The organism is Rubritepida flocculans DSM 14296, assembly GCF_000425365.1.
GTDB lineage: Bacteria > Pseudomonadota > Alphaproteobacteria > Acetobacterales > Acetobacteraceae > Roseococcus > Roseococcus flocculans.
On the sequence record NZ_AUDH01000012.1, the window covers coordinates 1 to 18,395 of the forward strand.

Genomic DNA, 18,395 nt, shown 5'->3' on the forward strand with positions numbered 1-18,395 from the left:
GCTTACTTCTGGATGCTGGCCACCACGCCGGCGCCGACGGTGCGGCCGCCCTCGCGGATGGCGAAGCGCAGACCCTCGTCCATCGCGATCGGCGCGATCAGCTCCACCTCCATCGAGATGTTGTCCCCGGGCATCACCATCTCAACGCCCTCAGGCAGCTTCACCACGCCCGTCACGTCCGTCGTCCGGAAGTAGAACTGAGGACGGTAGTTCGTGAAGAACGGCGTGTGACGACCACCCTCCTCCTTCGTGAGAATGTACGCCTCAGCCTTGAACTTCGTGTGCGGCGTGATCGAGCCAGGCGCCGCAAGAACCTGACCGCGCTCCACGTCCTCGCGCTTCGTCCCGCGCAGCAGCGCCCCGATGTTGTCGCCAGCCTGCCCCTGGTCCAGCAGCTTGCGGAACATCTCCACGCCCGTCACCACCGTCTTCTGCGTGTCGCGAAGGCCAACGATCTCCACCTCGTCGCCCACCTTCACCACGCCGCGCTCCACCCGGCCCGTCACCACAGTGCCGCGGCCGGAAATCGAGAACACGTCCTCCACAGGCATCAGGAACGGACGGTCAATCGCACGCTCGGGCTGCGGAATGTAGCTGTCCACAGCATCCATCAGGGCAAGGATCGCCTGCTCCCCGATCTCGGGGTTCCGGTCCTCCAGCGCGCACAGCGCAGAACCCTTGATGATCGGAATGTCGTCCCCAGGGAACTGATAGGAGGACAGAAGCTCGCGAACCTCCATCTCCACCAGCTCGACCAGGTCGGGGTCCGCCATGTCCATCTTGTTCAGGAACACCACCAGCGCAGGAACGCCCACCTGACGCGCCAGCAGAATATGCTCCCGCGTCTGCGGCATCGGACCATCCGCCGCAGACACCACGAGAATGGCGCCGTCCATCTGCGCCGCACCCGTGATCATGTTCTTCACATAGTCCGCGTGGCCAGGGCAGTCCACATGCGCATAGTGACGGTTCGCCGTCTCGTACTCCACATGCGCCGTCGAAATCGTAATGCCCCGCGCACGCTCCTCAGGCGCCTTGTCAATCTGGTCGTACGCCGTGAACGTCGCACCACCCTTCTTCGCCAGCACCTTCGTGATCGCCGCAGTCAGCGACGTCTTGCCATGGTCCACATGGCCGATCGTCCCAATGTTGCAGTGCGGCTTGGTGCGCTCAAACTTCGCCTTGGCCATCGTGGTCCCGCTCCAAGAATGATCTGTTCCGAAGCCGCACCGTCGGGAGCGCAGCGCAAGGGAGCTTCCACCCTGGAGCGGGTGAGGGGAATCGAACCCCCATAGCCAGCTTGGAAGGCTGGAGCTCTACCATTGAGCTACACCCGCGCCGAGGCGGACGCTGCTTGCAGGAGCGCCACCCGCCTGGGCGGCACCCGCTTCCTGCACCGGAGATATGGAGGGGGTTGGATTCGAACCAACGTAGGCTCGCGCCAACAGATTTACAGTCTGTCCCCTTTAGCCACTCGGGCACCCCTCCGCACGCGGCCGGAAGCGCGGGCCGTAAAGCGGTTTCGCCCCGCCCTGTCAATCGCGCCCGGCGCGCACCGCGCATGGGCTCATGCCGTGGCGCGCGGCGCCGCCCGCGCGCGCCCTCGGCGGCCCGAGCAGGCCCCGGAGCGGCGCGCCGCGCGGGATGCCAGCCAGCCGGCGCGCGCCCGCGATCCGGCGTCTCCGCCGGCCGTGTCGACACCATTCGATTGTCAGGGACTGGTGCGGTCGAGAAGATTCGAACTTCCACGGGGTTGCCCCCACTAGCACCTCAAGCTAGCGCGTCTACCATTCCGCCACGACCGCGACGCGGCGAGGGCATTAGCGCATGATCCCGCCCGGTTCAACCGACCCTGTCACGAATCTCGAATGGGCCGTCTCCGAGGGGCTGACGCCCTATCCGGCCGCCCTGGAGGCGATGCAGGCGCGGGTGGCGGCCATCCGGGCGGGCGAGGCCCCGGAATGCGTCTGGCTGCTGGAGCATCCGCCGAGCTACACCGCCGGCACCAGCGCGAAACCCGAGGAGCTGGTCGAGCGCCGCTTCCCGGCCTACGCCGCCGGCCGCGGCGGGCAATGGACCTATCACGGCCCCGGCCAGCGCACCGCCTATGTGATGCTCGACCTCGCCCGCCCGCATGGGCGCGTGCCGGCCCGCGACATCCGCGCCTATGTCCATGCGCTGGAGGAATGGATGATCCGCGCGCTGGACCGATTCAACATCCGCGGCGAGCGGCGGGAGGGGCGCGTGGGCATCTGGGTCGCGCGGCGCGCGCCGGGGGGCGGGCTGCGCGAGGACAAGATCGGCGCCATCGGCGTGCGCGTGACGCGCTGGGTCTCCTGGCACGGAATCGCGCTCAACCTGGAGCCCGATCTCTCGCATTTCTCCGGCATCGTGCCCTGCGGCATCCGCGAGCATGGCGTGACCAGCCTGCACGACCTCGGCGTGCTCGCCAGCATGGAGGAGCTGGATTCGGCGCTGATGGCCGCCTGGGCCGAAGTCTTTCAGTAGCCCAGGGCCCGGTCCACCGCCTCGCGCAGCGGCTCTCCGGCCAGGAAGCGCCGCGCATTCTCCGCCAGCAGCGCCGCCACCGCCTCGTCGCGCTGCGGGTGCAGCCCGCCGATATGCGGCAGCACCACGCAGTTGGGCGCGGTCCAGAAGGGGTGGTCGGGGGGCAGCGGCTCCTCTCGGAACACATCGAGCACCGCGCCCGCGATGGTCCCGGCCTGCAGCGCCGCCACGAGATCCGCATCCACGATCGCGCCCCCGCGGCCGAAATTGATCAGCCAGGCCGTGGGCTTCATCCGCGCGAGCCGCGCGGCGTTGATCAGGTTGTCCGTCTCGGGCGTGGAGGGCAGCAGCAGCACCACGAAGTCGGACTGCGCGAGCACCTCCTCCGTCTCCCCGGGGCCGAAGACCCGCTCCACATGCGGCAGGGGCGCGGGGCCGCGCTTCGTGCCGATCACGCGCATCTCCAGCGCCGCGGCCTTGCGCGCGAGCTCCTGCCCGATGGCGCCGAGGCCGAGGATGCCGAGCGTCGTCCCCGCCAGGCTGCGCGAGACGCGCCGCGTCCAGCGCGCCTCGCGCTGGTCCAGCGCCGCCTGGTGATAGGGCTTGGTGATGTGGAACAGCGCGCCCAGGATGTTCTCGGGCATCTGCACGCGATGCGTCCCGCGCGCGCAGGCGAGCGCGATGCCCTCGCGCAGGTCGGGCCGGCCGAGCCAATGCTCCACCCCGGCCGTCATGGACTGGATCCAGCGCAGCCGCGGCATCGCCTCGAGCAGCCCGGGCGGCGCGCCCCAGCACATCATCGCCTCCGCCTCGGCGAGCTGCTCCACGCTCGGACGCTCGGCGCGCTTCACCTCCGCGATGCGGAACGCGTCCGCGACGCCCGCCGCCTCCAGCGCGCGCCGGTAGGGGCCGTTCTGGTCGTTCCAGAGGATCAGCAGCGGGGCGGGGGGCGTGGCGGCGGGCATGCGCTCTCGTCCTGTCTCGCCGCCAGCGTAACGGCCCCCTCAGCGCCGGTCGAGCAGCGCCACGCCGAAGCCGAGCGCGGCGAGCAGCCCCGCCGCCGCGAGCATCCAGATCGCCGCGTCGTAGCCGCCCGACCATTGCCAGGCGAGTGCGACGATCACGGGCGCGAAGGCGCGCATCGGCGCGGAGGCGAGGGCGAGCGCGCCCGTCACCGCGCCATAGCCCTCGCGCCCCAGGATCTCGGCCGGCGCGCCGGCCCGCACGATGGAGAGCAGCCCATCCGCCACCGCCCAGCCCAGGGTGAACACCAGCACCCAGCCGAAAAGCGGCGGCGCGAGCGCGAGCCAGGCGATGGCGAGCGGCATCAGCGTCACGCAGAACACCCCCACCGCGGCGAGCGGCGCGCGCGGCCCCGCGACGAAGAGCAGGCCGCGCGCCGCCACCTGGAAAGGCCCGTGCAGCGCGGCGAGCCAGATCACGCTGGCCTCGTCGAGGCCCCTCTCGCGCAGCAGCGGCACGAGATGCGCCGCGAGCCCCACCCCCACGAAGGAATGGGCCGAGAGCAGCAGCGCGAGCCCCCAGAAGGCCGGGCGGCGCAGCGCCTCGGCGAGCGGCGCGCGCCGCGCCCCCTCTCTCGGCGGCGGCGGGCGGGCCTCGGCGAACTGCCAGAGCGCGAGCAGCCCCGCCGCGCATTGCAGCGTGGCGAGCGCCCAGAGCGCGCCGCGCCAGCCGAGCGCGAGGATCAGCGCCTCGGTCAGCGGGATGAAGACGGTGGCGGTGAAGCCGGTGATGAAGGTGATGCCCGTGATCACCCGCATGGGCTGGCGCGCCAGCGCCACGACCACGGCCATGGCGGGGCTCCAGAGCGCCGTGGCGTGCACGAGGCCCATCAGGAACCAGAGCCCGTAGAACACCCGCAGGTCGGACACCATCGCCCAGGCGCCGAGCAGCGCCGCCCCCGCGAGCCCGCCCAGGCCCAGCGGCCAGCGCCCGCCGCGCGCGTCCACGAAACGCCCCACATGCACGGCGGCGAGGCCCGAGACGAGCAGCCCCAGCGTGAAGGCCGCGCTGATCTCGGCCCGGCTCCAGCCCAGCTCGCGCTCCATGGGCTGGATCAGCAGGGTGAAGGGCGTGAAGAGCGTGCCCCAGCCGATGAGCTGGTTCGCCGCGATGCCGAGGACGAGCCCCCGGTCGCTGGTGCGGGCCAGCGGCACGGCCTCAGCGGCCGTGCATCATCATGCCGCTGACGCTGCCGCCGATGGAGAGGCTGGGCCCCGAGGCGGCCGCGGGCGCGCTGCGCCCCCCCTCCGCGCGGGCGGCGAGCAGCAGCAGCGCCAAGATCGGAACCCATCGCCGCATGGACGCCTCCTCCGCTTCAGCCGATCAGGATGCCGCGCCCGGCATGGTAGCGCGCGAACTCCTCGGGGCGAAGGCGGGCGTCCCGCCGCGTCTCGGGCGAGTGGCCGGAGGGGTTGTGGAAGCGAAGCCGCCCCTCCCCGTCCCTTCCGAAGAGCAGGACGAGATGCCCCCCGCGGTGCGGCGGCGCGAGATCGGGCGTGCGGATGCGCGCATGCACCGAGGCGATGTAGAGCTGCCCCGGCGCCAGCGCGGGCAGCGGCGCATCGAGCAGGATGCGCGCGGGTATGCCCCGCCCGCGCAGCCAGGCCACCGCGCCGGCGTAGATCAGGCCGCGGATCGCCCCGTCCGGCTCCTCCACATAGCCGCCCAGCGCCTGCACGGCGCGGCGCAGCGCGTGGATGGTGAAATCCTCGCCGCGGGCCGCCATCGCCATGCGCAGGCAGGCCATGCCGCAGAGGTGATGCGCCCAGCGCGCGTATTCCTCCGCCGTCTCCGCGCCCGAATCCGCCCAGCGCGGGTCGCTCGCCGCGTCCCGCCCGGCCAGGAATTCGGGGATGAGCGCCTCGCTCTCCCACTGGGCGAAATAGGGCGGGGGCGGTTCGAGGCTCAGGCGCGCGGGCTCGGTGCGGGATGCGAGGAGGGGTGCGAGCATGGCGGCGCGCCACCGCAAGGCCAAGCCCCCGCCTGTTGCCGGCGGCCGCTGGCATGAGCCCCCCGCTCCCCGCAAGGGCGGCCAGCGCCCATGGCCACGCTTTCGCCGCGCGATCCGTGCTATGCAGCCCGCGATGACCGAGACCCCAGCGCCCCCGCCGCCGGGCGGGCCGGCTCCGGGCCCCGCGCCCTTCCAGCGCATGGCCGTGGACTCGCGCCCTGCCGAGAGGCCCCAGCGCCCCGCGAAGCCCGCGGCGCGGCGGCCCTTCCGCCTGTTCGGCGGCTTCCTGCGCAGCCTCGCCATCCTCGCCGCCGCCGGCCTGCTGGCCGCCGGGGTGGCGGGCTATGGCCTGTACCGGCAGCTCGCGGCCGATTTGCCGGATTATCGCTGGCTCGCGGACTACTCGCCGCCGCAGATGAGCCGCATCTACGCCGCGGATTCGCGGCTGATGGCCGAGCTCGCGCATGAGCGGCGCGTCTTCGTGCCCATCGAGGCCATCCCGCGCCGGCTGCAACAGGCCTTCATCTCGGCCGAGGACCAGAACTTCGAAAGCCACGCGGGGCTCGACCCGGCCGCCATCCTGCGCGCCGTGGTGACGAACCTGCAGAACTACGGCTCCGGCCGGCGGATGATCGGCGCCTCCACCATCACCCAGCAGGTGGCGAAGAACATGCTGGTGGGCAGCGACCGCACCGTGCTGCGCAAGGCGCGCGAGGCGCTGCTCGCGCTGCGCATCGAGCAGGCGCTGCCGAAATCCCGCATCCTCGAGATCTACCTGAACGAGATCTTCCTGGGCGCGCAGGCCTATGGCGTGGCCGCCGCCGCCCAGGCCTATTTCAACAAGGCGCTCGATGAGCTGACGCTCTCGGAGATGGCCTTCCTCGCCGCCCTGCCCAAGGCGCCCAACAACTACAACCCGCTGCGCTTCCCCGAGGCCGCGCGCGCCCGGCGCGACTGGGTGATCGAGCGCATGCTCGAGGACCGGGCGATCACCGCCGAGGAGGCCGCCGCCGCCCGCGCCGAGCCCCTCGTGGCCCGCCCCACCCGCCGGCCGGAGATGCTGCCCGTCGGCCAGTATTTCACCGAGGAGGTGCGGCGCGAGCTGCTCTCCCGTTTCGGGCAGGAGCAGACCCAGGGCGGCGGCCTCGTGGTGCGCACCTCGCTCGACCCGGGGCTGCAGGCGGCGGCGGATGCGGCGCTGCGCCGGGCGCTGCTCGATTTCGACCGGCGTCGCGGCGGCTGGCGCGGGCCCGTGGCGCGCATCGCGCATGGCCCGACCGAATGGCTGCCGGCGCTGGAGGCCACGCCCCGCCCGCCCGGCGCCCTGCCCGAATGGCGGCACGCCGTGGTGCTGGAGCTGCGCGAGCGCGAGGCGCGGGTGGCCTGGTTCGAGCGCGCCCATGCCCGCGCCCCGGCCGAGCCCCGCACGGGAACGCTGCTGCTCGAGGATCTCGGCTGGGCGCGTCCCCTCACCCCGGGGGCGAACCCGCAGCAGCCGCAGCGCCTGGGCGCCCCGCCGCGCCGCATGGCCGATGTGGTCCAGCCCGGCGATGTGGTGCTGATCGAGCCCGGCGCACCGCCCGCCCCGGTCGCCGCCGCCCCCGGCGCGCGCGCCCAGCCCGTCGCGCTGCGGGCGGACCGCGTGCAGCTCCGGCAATTGCCGGAGGTGGAGGGCGCGGTGGTGGCGCTCGACCCGCACACGGGCCGGGTGCTCGCCATGTCCGGCGGCTGGAGCTTCGAGCGGTCCTGGTTCAACCGCGCCACCCAGGCCCTGCGCCAGCCCGGCTCCTCCTTCAAGCCCTTCGTCTATGTCCCGGCGCTCGAGGCCGGCATCCCGCCCAACCAGCGTTTCCTGGACGCGGATGTGGAGGTGATGATCGGCAACCAGGTCTGGCGGCCGCAGAACAGCGACGGGCGCACCATGGGCTATGTCTCCATGCGCCGCGCCATGGAGCTCTCGCGCAACCTCGCCACCGTGCGCATCGCCCAGGAGGTGGGCATGGACCGGGTGAGCGAGACGGCCGCGCGCTTCGGCGTGATCGACAACATGCCGCGCTTCATGGCGATGAGCCTGGGCGCGGGCGAGACCACCGTGCTGCGCCAGGCCGCCGCCTACGCCGCCTTCGTCAATGGCGGCCGCCGCGTGGAGCCCACCCTAATAGACAGCGTGCAGGACCAGCGCGGCCGGGTGATCTGGCGCGCCTCGGCGCGAAGCTGCCAGGGCTGCGACGCCGGCCCCGAGGGCGGCCCGCCGCGCCTCACCGACAACCGCCGCCAGATCGTGGATCCCATCGTCGCCTACCAGATGACGTCGATCCTGCAGGGCGCGGTGGAACGCGGCACCGGCACCCGCGCGCGCGAAGGGCTGAACCGCCCCGTGGCGGGCAAGACCGGCACGACCAACGACTTCATGGACGCCTGGTTCGTCGGCTTCACGCCCGATGTCGTGATCGCCGTCTGGATCGGCTACGACGAGCCGCGCACGCTGCAGCGCGCCGGCGAGCAGGGCGTGGAGGTGACGGGCGGCCGCCTCGCCGCCCCCGTCTTCCGCGAGGTGCTGGCGGCGGCGCTGCAGGGCAGCCCGCCCGTGCCCTTCCGCGCCCCGCCCGGCGTGGCGCTGGTGCGCATCACCCACGACACGGGGCAGACCATCCTCGAGGCCTTCCGCCCCGGCACGGAGAACGCCGCCGTCGCGCCCGGCGAATGGGGCGCGGGCGGCGGGCCGGCCAATCCCGGCGCGGCGGCGCGCGTGGACAGCGGGCTGGGCGGGCTGTATTGAGCGCCTCCCATGCGTGCCGACGCCCTTTCGCTGCAAGAGCAGATCACCGCCTCGGTGTCCCTGCTGAGGAGGCATCTTTGACTGGGATGCCTCGACCGCCCGCCTCGCCGAGCTGAACGCCAGGGCCGAGGATCCGAACCTCTGGAACAACCCCGATGAGGCGCAGCGCGTGATGCGCGAGCGCACCCGCCTCGCCGACCAGATCGAGGGGGTGCGCAAGCTCGAACAGGCGGTGCGGGACGCGCTCGAGCTCATCGAGCTCGCCGAGGCCGAGGACGACACGGCCACCGCCGACGCCGCGGTCGCCGACCTGCAGCGCCTCGCCGCCGAGGCCAAGCGCCGCGAGATCGAGAGCCTGCTCTCCGGCGAGGCGGATGCGAACGACGCCTATGTGGAAGTGAACGCCGGCGCCGGCGGCACCGAGGCGCAGGACTGGGCGGAGATGCTGCTGCGCATGTACATGCGCTGGGCCGAGGCGCACGGCTACAAGGTGACGCTGACCGAGCAGAGCGACGGCGAGCAGGCGGGCATCAAATCCGCCACCATCCAGGTCTCCGGCCCCAACGCCTATGGCTGGCTCAAGACCGAGAGCGGCGTGCACCGCCTGGTGCGCATCTCGCCCTTCGACGCGGCGGCGCGGCGGCAAACGAGCTTCGCCTCGGTCTATGTCTATCCGGTGATCGACGACAAGATCGAGATCGAGATCAACCCGGCCGACCTCAAGGTGGACACTTTCCGCGCCTCCGGCGCCGGCGGGCAGCACGTGAACAAGACCGAGTCCGGGGTGCGCTTCACCCATATCCCGACCGGGATCGTGGCCGCCAGCACGCAGGACCGCTCGCAGCACCGCAACCGCGAGATCGCGCTGCGCATGCTCAAGGCCCGGCTCTACGAGCTCGAGCTGCAGAAGCGCGAGGCGGTGGCGGCGGCGACCGAGGCGGGCAAGACCGACATCGGCTGGGGCCACCAGATTCGCAGCTATGTGCTGCAGCCCTATCAGCTCGTGAAGGATCTCCGCACCGGCGTGGAGAAGGGCAACCCGGCCGCGGTGCTGGACGGCGATCTCGACGAGTTCATGGCCGCGGCGCTGGCCGCGCGCGTGGGCGCCACGCGCAGCGAGGCGAGCGCGGCGGCGCGATGATAGGGCTGGCGGTCACGCCGGACGGATCGCGCATGCCGGGTTGGCGGGCGGCGGCGCGCCGAAGCGAGGGCATGCCAGCGGCCGCGCCGTCTTCTCAGGGTTCGAATCAGCGGTCGCTGGCATGAGGTGGCTGCGCGCGCCGGCCAGCCTCCCGCCCGGCATGCGGGTCTACGCCATCGGCGACGTGCATGGCTGCGCCGATCGGCTGCGGGCGCTGCACGCCGCCATCGCCGAGGATCTGCGCGTCCACCCGCCGCGCGAGGCGCTGCTTGTCCATCTCGGCGACTACATCGACCGCGGGCCGGACAGCGCCGGGGCCATCGCGGCCGCGATGGGCTTCTCGGCCTGCCCCGTGGTGAACCTGATGGGCAACCACGAGGCCACGCTGCTCGCGGCGCTGGACGGCGACGCCCCTTCCGCGACCGACTGGCTCCATTATGGCGGGCGCGAGGCGCTGCGCTCCTGGGGCCTGCCGGACTGGACGCCGCGCGGCGAATGGGCGGCCGGGATTCCCGCCGCGCATCAGGGATTCCTGCGCGGCCTCGCGCTGTCGCACCGGGTGGGCCCCTATCTCTTCGTGCATGCCGGGGTACGGCCGGGCGTGCCGCTGGAGGCCCAGCGCGCCGATGACCTTCTGCGCATCCGCGGCGCCTTCCTCGACAGCGAGGCCGATCACGGCGCCGTCATCGTCCACGGCCACACCCCGGTGCGCGAGCGGGTGGCCGAGATCCGCGCGAACCGCGTGAACCTCGACACGGGCGCGGTCTATGGCGGCGTGCTGACCTGCGGCGTCTTCGAGGAGGACCGGATCGGGCTGCTCACAGCCTGACCCTCCCCCGCCCCGGATTGAGCCGCGTCGCGCGCGGGTCTATGCCGGCGCTCCATGAACATGGTGACGCGGTTGAGCGAAGGCCCCCTGCCCGCCTATCGGGCGCGCGTCGAGGCGGGCGCCTTGCGTCCCGACCCCGCGCAGGCCCATGCGGCGGAGCTGCTGCAGGGGCTGTGGCAGCGGCTGCGCGGCTATGCGCCCCCGCCCCTCGCCCCCGCCTCCGCCCGATCCGGGCTGCTCGGCAAGCTGTTCGGGCTGAAGAACGGCCCCGCCAAGCCGGCCCGCAAGGGCTCGGGCGACCTCGCTGCGCCGCCGCCGGGCACCCCGCAGGGCCTCTACCTCGTGGGCCAGGTGGGGCGGGGGAAGTCCATGCTCATGGACCTCTTCTTCGAGACGGCGGAGGTGCCGCGCAAGCGCCGCCTGCATTTCCACGCCTTCATGCAGGAGGCGCACCAGCGCATCCATGACTGGAAGCGCACCCACCCGGCGGGCGAGGATCCCATCCCGCCGCTCGCCGACTCCATCGCGGCCGAGGCCTCGCTGCTCTGCTTCGACGAGTTCCAGGTGCACGACATCGCGGACGCGATGATCCTGGGCCGGCTCTTCGAGGCGCTCTTCGCGCGCGGGGTGGTGGTGGTGGCGACCTCCAACACCGCGCCCAAGGATCTCTTCAAGGGCCGGCCGGGGCGCGACGCCTTCCTGCCCTTCATCGCGCTGATCGAGCGCCAGCTCGAGGTGATCGAGCTCGAATCCGCGCAGGACTACCGCCGCCACCGCATGCAGGGCGCCGCGCGCTGGCATGTCCCTGCCGATGGAAGGGCCGAACGCGCGCTGGACGCCGCCTTCCTCGAGCTCACCGGTACGGCGCATGGCGCGCCGGTGACGCTGACCGTGCATGGCCGCAACCTGGAGATTCCCGAGGCCGCGGGCGGGGTGGCGCGGATGGGCTTCGAGGCGCTCTGCGGCGCCCCTCTCGGCCCCGGCGACTATCTGGCGCTGGCGCGGCACTTCCACACGCTGATCCTGGACGGCATCCCCCGCCTCGGCCCGGAGAATTTCGACCGCGCGCGGCGTTTCATCACCCTGGTGGACGCGCTGTACGACCACCGCTGCCAGCTCTTCGCCTCGGCCGCCGCGCCGCCCGATCAGCTCTACGAGCGCGGCGAGAACGCGGCGATGTTCGAGCGCACCGCCTCGCGCCTCGTGGAAATGCAGAGCCTTGCGTATTTCGACTTGCCACACCTCCCCTGATTGTCATACGCCGTAACCTGTCGGGAGCGCGGCTCGCCCGGGAGGGGGCTGCCGCGGCGACCGTCCGGGATGGCCGAAGCGGGGCGATGAAGGACACCCGCGGGCGAGAGAGACAGACAAGGCAACGAGGGTGTTCGGCGCCGCGCGGCGGGGCCGTTGGGGAATGGGGGACAGGCGAATGGGCTTCTCGATGCGCGCGATCATGGCGGGGCTGCTCGGGCTCGGGCTGGCGGCGGCGGCGCCCGCGACGGCGGATGCCCGAAGCGAGGCGCGCCCCACCGCGCAATCCCAGCGCGCCACCGCGCCGGGCGCGCAGATGACGCGGCGCGGGGCCGCCCGGCCCGCCGCCCAGGCGCGCCGCCCGGCCTCCGCCGGCCAGCCGCGCGCCCAGGGGCAGGCGGCGCGCTCCGCCTCGGCCGTGCCCTATGCGACCGCCCGCGGCGGCGCGAACCCCGCCGCGTCAGGCGGCCAGCGCGTGGCGCAAAGCGCCATGGCCCATTGCGTGGTGCGCAACGGCCGCCGCGTCTGCGGCGCCCAGCCGCGCAACACGGCCTTCCGCTGGACCGGCGGCCTCGCGCCCGCCGCGATGAGCCAGACCTCCTGCCCCGACGGCACCATCGCGACCACCGCCATCGGGCACAGCAACGTCGTGCGCTGCATGCCGCTCTGATCCCGGCGGCGGCGACGCCGGGCGTCTCGCAGGGTCTCCGACGGGCGCGCGAGGGCGGGCGGGCCCGCCTTGCCGCACAACCGGGCGCGGGGTAACGATGCGCCGACCCGGAAGGCAAGCACAAAGGCACATCCATGGCCCGCAAGAAGATCGCCCTCGTCGGCGCCGGCAACATCGGCGGCACCCTCGCGCACCTCATCGGCCTGAAGGAGCTCGGCGACGTCGTGCTCTTCGACGTGTTCGGGGGCGTGGCCGCCGGCAAGGCGCTGGACATCATGCAGTCCGGCCCGGTGGACGGCTTCGATTCCCGCATGACGGGCGGGTCGGACTACGCGGCCATCGCGGGCGCGGATGTGGTGATCGTCACCGCCGGCTTCCCGCGCCAGCCGGGGATGAGCCGCGACGACCTGCTGACCAAGAACGCCGGCGTGATGGCGCAGGTGGCCGAGGGCATCCGCACCTACTGCCCCGACGCCTTCGTGATCTGCATCACCAACCCGCTCGACGTGATGGTCTGGGCGCTGCAGCAGAAGTCCGGCCTGCCGGCGCACAAGGTGGTGGGCATGGCGGGCGTGCTCGACTCCGCGCGCTTCCGCCTCTTCCTCGCGCAGGAGTTCAACGTCTCCGTCGAGGACGTGACGGCCTTCGTGCTCGGCGGCCATGGCGACACCATGGTGCCGCTGACGCGCTACTCCACCGTCGCCGGCATCCCGGTGCCCGACCTCGTGAAGATGGGCTGGACGACGCAGGAGAAGATCGACGCCATCGTGGCCCGCACGGCGAACGGCGGCGGCGAGATCGTGAAGCTGCTCGAGCGCGGTTCGGCCTATTACGCCCCGGCGGCGAGCGCGGTGCAGATGGCCGAGGCCTATCTCAAGGACAAGAAGCGCGTGCTGCCCTGCGCCGTGATGCTGAACGGCGAGTACGGGCTGCGCGACTTCTACGTGGGCGTGCCGGTGGTGATCGGCGCGGGCGGCGTGGAACGCATCGTCGAGGTGCAGTTCACCCCCGAGGAGAAGGCCGCCTTCGACAAGTCCTGCGACGCGGTGAAGAAGCTGATCGAGGACTTCAAGAAGCTCGGCGTCTGAGCGAAAGGCCCCGCCATGAACATCCACGAGTACCAGGGCAAGGAGTTGCTGCGCCGCTACGGCGTGGCGGTGCTCGACGGCCACCTGGCCACCACGCCGGAGGAGGCCGAGGCCGCGGCGCGCAGGCTGCCCGGGCCCGTGTATGTGGTGAAGAGCCAGATCCACGCGGGCGGCCGTGGGGCGGGGCGTTTCACGAACGACCCGAACGGCAAGGGCGGCGTGCGCCTCGCCCGCAGCCCGGAGGAGGTGAAGGCGGAGGCGGCGAAGATGCTCGGCTCCGTGCTCGTCACCAAGCAGACGGGCCCGGAGGGCAAGCAGGTGAACCGCCTCTACGTCGAGGCGGGCTGCGAGATCGCGCGCGAGCTCTACCTCGCCCTGCTGCTCGACCGCGACGTGGGGCGCATCGCCATCATGGCCTCCACCGAGGGCGGCATGGAGATCGAGGAGGTCGCGGAGAAGCACCCCGAGAAGATCCTGCGCGTGCATGTGGACCCGGCGACGGGCGTGCAGGGCTGGCACGGGCGCAAGCTGGCCTTCGGGCTCGGGCTCGAGGGGAAGCAGGTGCAGGCCTTCGTGGGCTTCGTCACCGCCCTCTACCGCGCCTACACGGAGCTCGACTGCGCCATCGTCGAGATCAACCCGCTGGTGGTGACGAAGGGCGGCGATGTGGTCGCGCTCGACGCCAAGGTCTCCTTCGACGACAACGCGCTGTTCCGCCACAAGGACCTGGAGGCGCTGCGCGACGACACCGAGATGGACCCGAAGGAGCTGGACGCCGTCCGCAACGACCTCAACTACGTGGCGCTGGACGGCGAGATCGGCTGCATGGTGAACGGCGCGGGCCTCGCCATGGCGACGATGGACATCATCAAGCTCTACGGCTCCTCGCCCGCCAACTTCCTGGACGTGGGCGGCACGGCCGACAGCGCGCGGGTGACGCAGGCCTTCCGCATCATCACCTCCGACCCGAACGTGAAGGCGATCCTGGTCAACATCTTCGGCGGCATCGCCAAGTGCGACATGATCGCGACCGGCATCGTCGAGGCGTCGAAGAACCTCTCCCTCTCCGTGCCGCTGGTGGTGCGGCTCGAGGGGACGAATGTGGAGCTGGGCAAGAAGATCCTCGCCGAGAGCGGGCTTGCGATCATCCCCGCCGACAACCTGGCCGACGCCGCGCAGAAGGCCGTCGCCGCCGTGAAGAAGGCCGCCTGACCATGGCGATCCTGGTGGACAAGAACACGCGGGTGATGACGCAGGGCTTCACCGGCGCGCAGGGCACCTTCCACGCGAGCCAGGGCATCGCCTACGGCTCGAACTACGTGGGCGGCGTGACGCCGGGCAAGGGCGGCACCATGCACCCCACGCTGAACCTGCCCGTGTTCAACACGGTGGCGGAGTGCAAGGCGGCGACGGGGGCGGACGCCTCCGTAATCTATGTGCCCGCGCCCTTCGCCGCGGATTCCATCCTCGAGGCGATCGACGCCGAAATCCCGCTCATCATCTGCATCACCGAGGGCATCCCGGTGCTGGACATGGTGAAGGTGAAGCGCGCGCTCGGCAGCTCGAAGTCCCGGCTCGTGGGCCCGAACTGCCCGGGCGTGATCACGCCAGAGGCGTGCAAGATCGGCATCATGCCCGGCCACATCCACCGGCGCGGATCGGTCGGCATCGTGTCGCGCTCGGGCACGCTGACCTATGAGGCGGTGGCGCAGACCACGGCGGCGGGCCTCGGGCAATCCACCTGCGTGGGCATCGGCGGCGATCCGGTGAAGGGGATGGACTTCATCGACGTGCTCGAACTGTTCCTCAAGGACGACGAGACGAAGTCCATCATCATGATCGGCGAGATCGGCGGCCAGTCCGAGGTGCAGGCGGCCGAGTTCCTGGCGCGCGAGAACTTCGCGCCCGGCAAGCCGAACAAGCCGGTGGTGGGCTTCATCGCGGGCGCCACCGCCCCGCCCGGCCGGCGCATGGGCCATGCGGGGGCGGTGATCTCGGGCGGCAAGGACACGGCGGCGGCGAAGATGGCCGCCATGGCCGAGGCGGGCATCCACATCGCCGACAGCCCGGCCTCGCTCGGCTCCACCATGCTTCGGGCGCTCGGGCGCTGAACCCGCGGGGGCGGCGCGATCCGCCCCCCTCCCCCCGCTGCCCTGCCGGCGCGTTTGGTCTATGCTGGGGTTTCCCGCCGCGGGAGGCTCGGCGGCGGGCACGGAAACAAGGGAAGGACGGGCGCGCGCCAAGCGGGCCCGGTGAAGCAACATGGCCGGTGTGGACATCCTCGCCAGCGCGATGAACGGGGCGAATGCCGCCTTCCTCGCGGATCTCTACGCGCGCTGGGTCGAGAACCCGAACAGCGTGGACGCCTCCTTCGCCGAGCTCTTCGCCGCGCTGAACGACGACGCGCGCGCCGTGCTGAGCGACGCCTCGGGCGCCTCCTGGGCGCCGCGGCCGCGCGGCGGCTTCGCGCCCGAGCCCGAGGCCGCCCCCGCCGCCAAGGGCGCCGCCCCGCAGCGCCGCACGACGGACCCGGAGGAAACCCGCCGCGCGGTGCTCGACTCCATCCGCGCGCTGATGCTCATCCGCAGCTACCGCGTGCGCGGGCACCTCGAGGCGAAGCTCGACCCGCTCGGCCTGCAGCAGCCGCCGGCGCATCCCGAGCTCTCGCCCGCCTTCTGGGGCTTCAGCGAGGCCGATCTCGACCGGCGCATCTTCATCGACAACGTGCTCGGCCTCGAGACGGCCACCATCCGCGAGATCGTGGAGCGCGTGCGCGCCACCTATTGCGGGCCCATCGGCGTGGAGTTCATGCATATCCAGGACCCGGGCCAGAAGGCCTGGATCCAGCAGCGGGTGGAGGGCGCGCCCTGGGCCACCGCCTTCGACCGCACGGCCAAGCGGCGCATCCTGGAGCAGCTCACCGAGGCGGAATCCTTCGAGGCCTTCTGCGCGAAGAAATACGTCGGCACCAAGCGCTTCGGCCTGGAGGGCGGCGAGAGCACCATCCCCGCCGTGCAGGCGGTGATCGAAACGGCCGCGATCCATGGCGCGCGCGAGATCGCGATCGGCATGGCGCATCGCGGGCGGCTCAACATGCTCGTGAACGTGGTGAAGAAGCCCTACGCGCAGGTCTTCGCCGAGTTCAAGGGCACGAGCTTCAAGCCCGACGACGTGCAGGGCTCGGGCGACGTGAAGTACCACCTGGGCACCTCGACGGACATCGAGATCGCGGGCCGCATGGTCCATCTCTCGCTGCAGCCCAACCCCTCGCATCTCGAGGCGGTGGACCCGGTGGTGGTGGGCAAGGTGCGCGCGCGCCAGGACATGGCGGGCGACACCAAGACGCGCAGCTCCGTCATGGGCATCCTGCTGCACGGCGACGCGGCCTTCGCCGGCCAGGGCCTGGTGTACGAGACGCTGGCGATGAGCCAGCTCATCGGCTACCGCACGGGCGGCACCGTCCATATCGTGACGAACAACCAGATCGGCTTCACCACGGTGCCGGCGCACGCCTATTCGGGCCTCTACTGCACCGATGTGGCGAAGGCGATCCAGGCGCCCATCCTGCACGTGAACGGCGACGATCCCGAGGCGGTGGTCTGGTGCGCGCGGCTCTGCGCCGAGTTCCGCATGCGCTTCCACGCGGACATCGTGCTCGACATCGTCTGCTACCGCCGCCACGGCCACAACGAGAGCGACGAGCCCGCCTTCACCCAGCCGCTGATGTACAAGCGCATCCGCGAGATGAAGACGACGCGCACCCTCTACGCCGAGCGGCTCGCCGCCGAGGGCAGCGTCACCGCCGAGGAGGCGAAGGCCATCCAGGACGCCTTCACCGCGAAGCTGGAGGAGGCATTCGAGGCGGCGCAGAGCTTCAAGCCCAACAAGGCCGACTGGCTGGAGGGCCACTGGTCCGGCCTCAAGCCGATCAGCGCCGGCGCCGAGGCGGAGCAGCTCCACGAGACCGCCGTCAGCCTCGACACGCTGCGCGAGGTGGGCAAGGCGCTCTGCCATGTGCCGGCCGACTTCAACGTGAACCCCAAGATCGCCCGGCAGCTCGAGCAGAAGAAGGCGGCGATCGAGGCGGGCGAGGGCATCGACTGGGCCACCGGCGAGGCGCTGGCCTTCGGCACGCTGCTGCTGGAGGGGCACCGCGTGCGCCTCTCGGGCGAGGACGTGCAGCGCGGCACCTTCAGCCACCGCCACTGCGTGCTGGTGGACCAGGTGAACCAGCAGGAATACGTGCCGCTGAACCGCCTGCACCCCGAACAGGCGCGCTTCGAGGCCTTCAACTCCCTGCTCTCCGAGGCCGGCGTGCTCGGCTTCGACTACGGCTATTCGCTGGCCGATCCGCGCACGCTGGTGCTGTGGGAGGCTCAGTTCGGCGATTTCGCGAACGGCGCGCAGGTGATCATCGACCAGTTCATCGCCTCGGGCGAGACGAAGTGGCTGCGCATGTCGGGCCTCGTCATGCTGCTGCCGCACGGCTACGAGGGCCAGGGGCCCGAGCACAGCTCGGCGCGGCTCGAGCGCTACCTTCAGCTCTGCGCCGAGCGGAACATGCGGGTGTGCAACTTCACCACGCCCGCGAACTACTTCCACGCGCTGCGCCGGCAGCTCAAGGCGAACTACCGCAAGCCGCTGGTGGTGATGACGCCCAAGAGCCTGCTGCGCCACAAGCTCTGCGTCTCCTCGCTGGCGGAGTTCGGGCCCGGCTCCTCCTTCAAATACGTCATCCCCGAGACGGACGCGATCGCGCCGGAGGAGAAGGTGCGGCGCGTCATCCTCTGCACCGGCAAGATCTACTACGATCTGCTGGAGGCGCGCCGGGCGCAGAACATCCAGGACGTGGCGATCGTGCGGCTCGAGCAGCTCTACCCCTTCCCGGCGAAGAGCCTGGCCTCCGCCATCGCGGGCTACCGCAACGCCGAGGTGGTGTGGTGCCAGGAGGAGCCCGAGAACATGGGCGCCTGGAGCTTCGTGGACCGGCGCGTGGAGAAGGTGCTGGCCGGGCTGGGCGGCAAGGCCTTCCGCCCGCGCTATGTCGGGCGCGAGGAGGCGGCGAGCCCCGCCACCGGCCTCGCCAAGGTGCATGAGCAGGAGCAGGCGGCCGTGGTGCGCGCGGCGCTGGCGGCCTGACCCCCCACTGAGGAAC

At 71.8% G+C, this 18,395-nt stretch carries 15 protein-coding genes and 3 tRNA genes; 10 read left to right on the forward strand and 8 right to left on the reverse strand.

Annotated elements, in window-relative coordinates:
* Positions 1–2: 2 nt before the first annotated feature.
* The 4 genes from tuf to H596_RS0111475 form a co-directional block, all read right to left on the reverse strand.
* Positions 3–1,190, reverse strand: a complete 1,188-nt coding sequence (tuf, locus tag H596_RS0111460) for an elongation factor Tu (RefSeq protein ID WP_027285015.1) — start codon at positions 1,188–1,190, stop codon at positions 3–5.
* Between the two features lie 73 nt (positions 1,191–1,263).
* A tRNA-Gly gene (locus H596_RS0111465) sits at positions 1,264–1,337 on the reverse strand.
* Positions 1,338–1,405: 68 nt separating this feature from the next.
* Positions 1,406–1,488 (reverse strand) — tRNA-Tyr (locus H596_RS0111470).
* A 231-nt stretch (positions 1,489–1,719) separates the two neighbouring features.
* A tRNA-Leu gene (locus H596_RS0111475) sits at positions 1,720–1,805 on the reverse strand.
* Between the two features lie 22 nt (positions 1,806–1,827).
* On the opposite strand from H596_RS0111475, the gene lipB reads away from it, so the two are divergent.
* A complete protein-coding gene (gene lipB / locus H596_RS0111480; RefSeq protein WP_027285016.1) occupies positions 1,828–2,508 on the forward strand; it encodes a lipoyl(octanoyl) transferase LipB in 681 nt (226 codons plus the stop codon).
* On the opposite strand, the gene H596_RS21205 is transcribed toward lipB, so the two are convergent.
* From H596_RS21205 to H596_RS0111500, 4 genes are read right to left on the reverse strand one after another with little or no spacing between them, the layout of a single operon-like run.
* Positions 2,502–3,473 (reverse strand): D-2-hydroxyacid dehydrogenase, encoded by a 972-nt coding sequence (locus H596_RS21205; RefSeq protein ID WP_051212851.1) that lies wholly within the window; start codon positions 3,471–3,473, stop codon positions 2,502–2,504. The two genes, lipB and H596_RS21205, sit on opposite strands and share 7 nt — an antisense overlap.
* Before the next feature lie 39 nt (positions 3,474–3,512).
* Entirely contained in the window at positions 3,513–4,685 is a 1,173-nt protein-coding gene (locus H596_RS21210; RefSeq protein ID WP_051212852.1) for an MFS transporter, read from the reverse strand.
* 4 nt (positions 4,686–4,689) lie between these two features.
* Positions 4,690–4,830 (reverse strand): hypothetical protein, encoded by a 141-nt coding sequence (locus H596_RS23815; protein ID WP_156910097.1) that lies wholly within the window; start codon positions 4,828–4,830, stop codon positions 4,690–4,692.
* Between the two features lie 16 nt (positions 4,831–4,846).
* Complete coding sequence (locus H596_RS0111500; protein WP_245584000.1) at positions 4,847–5,482, reverse strand: hypothetical protein; 636 nt, start codon at positions 5,480–5,482, stop codon at positions 4,847–4,849.
* A 133-nt stretch (positions 5,483–5,615) separates the two neighbouring features.
* Between H596_RS0111500 and H596_RS0111505 the strand changes: the two genes are divergently transcribed.
* The 9 genes from H596_RS0111505 (at position 5,616) to H596_RS0111545 (ending at position 18,379) form a co-directional block, all read left to right on the forward strand.
* Positions 5,616–8,261, forward strand: coding sequence for a penicillin-binding protein 1A (locus H596_RS0111505; RefSeq protein WP_027285018.1), 2,646 nt, complete (start codon positions 5,616–5,618; stop codon positions 8,259–8,261).
* A 9-nt stretch (positions 8,262–8,270) separates the two neighbouring features.
* Positions 8,271–9,402, forward strand: a protein-coding gene (gene prfB, locus H596_RS0111510; RefSeq protein WP_156910098.1) for a peptide chain release factor 2 whose coding sequence is annotated in 2 segments (ribosomal slippage) — positions 8,271–8,339 and positions 8,341–9,402 — 1,131 coding nt in all. Because the reading frame shifts where the segments join, the coding sequence is not laid out codon by codon here.
* Positions 9,403–9,523: 121 nt separating this feature from the next.
* Complete coding sequence (locus H596_RS0111515) at positions 9,524–10,231, forward strand: metallophosphoesterase family protein (RefSeq protein WP_027285020.1); 708 nt, start codon at positions 9,524–9,526, stop codon at positions 10,229–10,231.
* A gap of 54 nt (positions 10,232–10,285) precedes the next feature.
* Positions 10,286–11,482, forward strand: a complete 1,197-nt coding sequence (zapE, locus tag H596_RS0111520; RefSeq protein WP_027285021.1) for a cell division protein ZapE — start codon at positions 10,286–10,288, stop codon at positions 11,480–11,482.
* A gap of 190 nt (positions 11,483–11,672) precedes the next feature.
* Complete coding sequence (locus H596_RS23820) at positions 11,673–12,152, forward strand: hypothetical protein (RefSeq protein WP_156910099.1); 480 nt, start codon at positions 11,673–11,675, stop codon at positions 12,150–12,152.
* 134 nt (positions 12,153–12,286) lie between these two features.
* Complete coding sequence (gene mdh, locus H596_RS0111530; protein WP_027285023.1) at positions 12,287–13,240, forward strand: malate dehydrogenase; 954 nt, start codon at positions 12,287–12,289, stop codon at positions 13,238–13,240.
* A 15-nt stretch (positions 13,241–13,255) separates the two neighbouring features.
* A complete protein-coding gene (sucC, locus tag H596_RS0111535; protein WP_027285024.1) occupies positions 13,256–14,452 on the forward strand; it encodes an ADP-forming succinate--CoA ligase subunit beta in 1,197 nt (398 codons plus the stop codon).
* A gap of 2 nt (positions 14,453–14,454) precedes the next feature.
* Positions 14,455–15,351 carry a succinate--CoA ligase subunit alpha gene (gene sucD / locus H596_RS0111540; RefSeq protein WP_027285025.1) on the forward strand — a complete coding sequence of 299 codons (897 nt, stop codon included), beginning with the start codon at positions 14,455–14,457 and terminating at the stop codon, positions 15,349–15,351.
* A gap of 151 nt (positions 15,352–15,502) precedes the next feature.
* Positions 15,503–18,379, forward strand: coding sequence for a 2-oxoglutarate dehydrogenase E1 component (locus H596_RS0111545; RefSeq protein WP_027285026.1), 2,877 nt, complete (start codon positions 15,503–15,505; stop codon positions 18,377–18,379).
* Positions 18,380–18,395: the final 16 nt, after the last annotated feature.

What these genes read in the sequence shown, in the direction of transcription:
- H596_RS0111505 (WP_027285018.1), top strand. Translation starts at nt 5,616, where the DNA reads ATGACCGAGACCCCAGCGCCCCCGCCGCCGGGCGGGCCGGCTCCGGGC.
- zapE (WP_027285021.1), top strand. Translation starts at nt 10,286, where the DNA reads ATGAACATGGTGACGCGGTTGAGCGAAGGCCCCCTGCCCGCCTATCGG.
- H596_RS21205 (WP_051212851.1), bottom strand. Translation starts at nt 3,473, where the DNA reads ATGCCCGCCGCCACGCCCCCCGCCCCGCTGCTGATCCTCTGGAACGAC.
- mdh (WP_027285023.1), top strand. Translation starts at nt 12,287, where the DNA reads ATGGCCCGCAAGAAGATCGCCCTCGTCGGCGCCGGCAACATCGGCGGC.
- sucC (WP_027285024.1), top strand. Translation starts at nt 13,256, where the DNA reads ATGAACATCCACGAGTACCAGGGCAAGGAGTTGCTGCGCCGCTACGGC.
- H596_RS0111500 (WP_245584000.1), bottom strand. Translation starts at nt 5,482, where the DNA reads ATGCTCGCACCCCTCCTCGCATCCCGCACCGAGCCCGCGCGCCTGAGC.
- H596_RS0111545 (WP_027285026.1), top strand. Translation starts at nt 15,503, where the DNA reads ATGGCCGGTGTGGACATCCTCGCCAGCGCGATGAACGGGGCGAATGCC.
- lipB (WP_027285016.1), top strand. Translation starts at nt 1,828, where the DNA reads ATGATCCCGCCCGGTTCAACCGACCCTGTCACGAATCTCGAATGGGCC.
- tuf (WP_027285015.1), bottom strand. Translation starts at nt 1,190, where the DNA reads ATGGCCAAGGCGAAGTTTGAGCGCACCAAGCCGCACTGCAACATTGGG.
- H596_RS0111515 (WP_027285020.1), top strand. Translation starts at nt 9,524, where the DNA reads ATGAGGTGGCTGCGCGCGCCGGCCAGCCTCCCGCCCGGCATGCGGGTC.
- H596_RS23815 (WP_156910097.1), bottom strand. Translation starts at nt 4,830, where the DNA reads ATGCGGCGATGGGTTCCGATCTTGGCGCTGCTGCTGCTCGCCGCCCGC.
- H596_RS23820 (WP_156910099.1), top strand. Translation starts at nt 11,673, where the DNA reads ATGCGCGCGATCATGGCGGGGCTGCTCGGGCTCGGGCTGGCGGCGGCG.
- sucD (WP_027285025.1), top strand. Translation starts at nt 14,455, where the DNA reads ATGGCGATCCTGGTGGACAAGAACACGCGGGTGATGACGCAGGGCTTC.